The organism is Microvirga vignae (assembly GCF_001017175.1).
Classification (GTDB): domain Bacteria; phylum Pseudomonadota; class Alphaproteobacteria; order Rhizobiales; family Beijerinckiaceae; genus Microvirga; species Microvirga vignae.
In genome coordinates, this window is sequence record NZ_LCYG01000135.1 from 1 (window position 1) to 2,169 (window position 2,169).

General features: G+C 60.5%; 2 protein-coding genes. Both read right to left on the reverse strand.

The genetic code is table 11. The features are described 5' to 3' along the window. Positions 1–269 (reverse strand): PEP/pyruvate-binding domain-containing protein (locus AA309_RS30465; RefSeq protein ID WP_047192779.1); only part of this gene is annotated, 269 nt, incomplete at its 3' end. A 278-nt stretch (positions 270–547) separates the two neighbouring features. Next, complete coding sequence (locus tag AA309_RS30470; protein WP_047192780.1) at positions 548–1,939, reverse strand: aminotransferase-like domain-containing protein; 1,392 nt, start codon at positions 1,937–1,939, stop codon at positions 548–550. Positions 1,940–2,169 lie beyond the last annotated feature (230 nt).

Genomic DNA, 2,169 nt, shown 5'->3' on the forward strand with positions numbered 1-2,169 from the left:
ACGAAATTCAGGGCGTTTTCAACCTGACCCTTCAGTTCCTGCGGATAGGAGCGGTCATGGTCATAGTAATAGGTGCAGACTTCGGTGGTAATCGTGAAGCCCGGAGGAACCGGCAGCCCCAGATTGGACATTTCGGCGAGGTTCGCCCCCTTGCCGCCAAGCAGGTTCTTCATCCCCGCCTGGCCTTCGGCCTTTCCGTCACCGAAGGTGTAAACCCACTGGGCTGCTGTGCGGCTCTTCTGCCAGCCTGCATAATTGTGATCAGCCATGCTAGTTTCCACTTAGTTAGAGACACTCCGACGAGACAGTCTCGAGCTGACCTCTGTTGTCCGAAAACGGCTTTTGACACACCCTCTCAACTGAGCGATGTGACTGACCTATTTAGCTTAGAAGCGCGACTCGTTGTTGTAGTGATGGGCCGCGATCGACCACGACATCGACGCAAGCAATGGAAATCCCATGTCGTTCGTGTGGACCAAGTCGGCCAACAAAACTCTCGACAACTTCAAGCGCTTTCGTCAGCGGACATTCCCCGTAACTTAGGCTGTCAGGCGACCGAGAACACGTTCAGGGGCGGGCGGGTGATGACCTCGTTGAGCGTGTACAGTGCGTTTGAGAGCTCGGTAAGGTCCTTCGGCCCGCCTAGGCAGACGCGGATCGCGCCAGGATCGGCGTCATCCACCGTGGACGCGATGGGCGGCGTGACGAGGATATTGTGCCGGCGCGCGGCAGAGGCAAAGTCGACCGCCGACCATTCTGGGGGCAATGGCAGCCAGCCATAAAAGGGGGGGAACTTCAGTCTCTCTGCCGCGGGAAAGATGCCGGAAAACACACGATAGCGGTCGAGCGCCTGCTGTCGGCGCTCGCGCACCAGCTCGTCCAGCTTACCGCTCTCGATGAGCCGCACCGCCATCTCGCTGAGCATAGGAGCCACGAACCAGGACGAGGCGTGCAGGAGAAGTTCGGTCTTCTCGGTAAAGACCGACGGCACCGTCAGCGTGCCAAGGCGGAATCCCGGTGCGACGCATTTAGAATAGGACGTGATGTAGAAGCTGCGCTCGGGGACGAACTCCGTGAGCGGCATCGGCCGCTCCGGTAAGAAGAAGCCATAGACGTCGTCCTCGATGATCGTAAGGTCGAGTTTATCGGCCAGTTCGGCGATGCGCCGCCGGCGGGTAAGGCTCATTGTGCGAGCCGTGGGGCTCTGCAAGGTCGGCATGCAGTAGAACACCTTGGCGCCGGAGGCTCGGCAGGCTATCTCCAGAGCGTCAGGATCGGCGCCTTCGCCATCCATGGCCACGGGGATGAGCGTGAGGTGATTGGCCGCGGCGATAGCCTTGAAGCCGGAATAGGTCAGGCTATCCACGAGGATGCTATCGCCAGGCCTTGCCACCAGGCGCAACGCGATGTCGATCGCATGCTGGGCGCCGTTGCACAGGAAGAGCCGCGCCGGGTCCACGGTGAACGAGCCGCCGGGGACAGAGGCGGCAATGATCTCGCGATGCTGCCGGATGCCGCCATGGGGATGGTAGTCCAGGAGGGGCGCGAGGTCGCGGATGCTCGACACCTCGGCCAACAGTCCTGATAGAATCTCGGTCTCGCGCCCATGAGCCGGCACGTTCAACGCCATGTTAACTGGCTCCCGCATAGCGGACGCCTCGTCGCGACCCAGGGTACGCCGGCGCACAAAGGTGCCCTGGCCCACACGGCCGCTGATGATGCCGCGCTGTTCGGCCTCCTGGTAGGCCTTGGCTACGGTGCCGACAGACAGGCCCAACTGCTGCGCCAACTCCCGGTGCGCGGGCAGGCGGGAACCCTCCGTTAACCGGCCCTCGTTGACATCCTGTTCCAGCGCGTTCAACAGAGCCAGATAGCGCGGCCCCTCGGGTGACAATTGTCCTGGCAGCCATCCGGAAAACCTCATCCTATCCGAGTCCATCAGCCGACGTTTCCTTTCCAGCCCGTTTCACTTTGTGCCGCTATACCTGAAGGTGGCCGACGTATTCCTTGACCGTTCGGCGGGCGGTATCCCGCTGGGAATGATATATGTCATTACACGGAATGGGCCATAGCAATAGAGCTGCATAGGTGCAAGGCAAGAGCATTGATTTGGTGTTTGTTGAACAATTGAGTGTCTCACCTCAGCCGATAAGGAGCGCAGGGCACCCT

Excerpts from the sequence above, each read along its gene's own strand:
- AA309_RS30470 (WP_047192780.1), bottom strand. The coding sequence starts at position 1,939 with ATGGACTCGGATAGGATGAGGTTTTCCGGATGGCTGCCAGGACAATTG.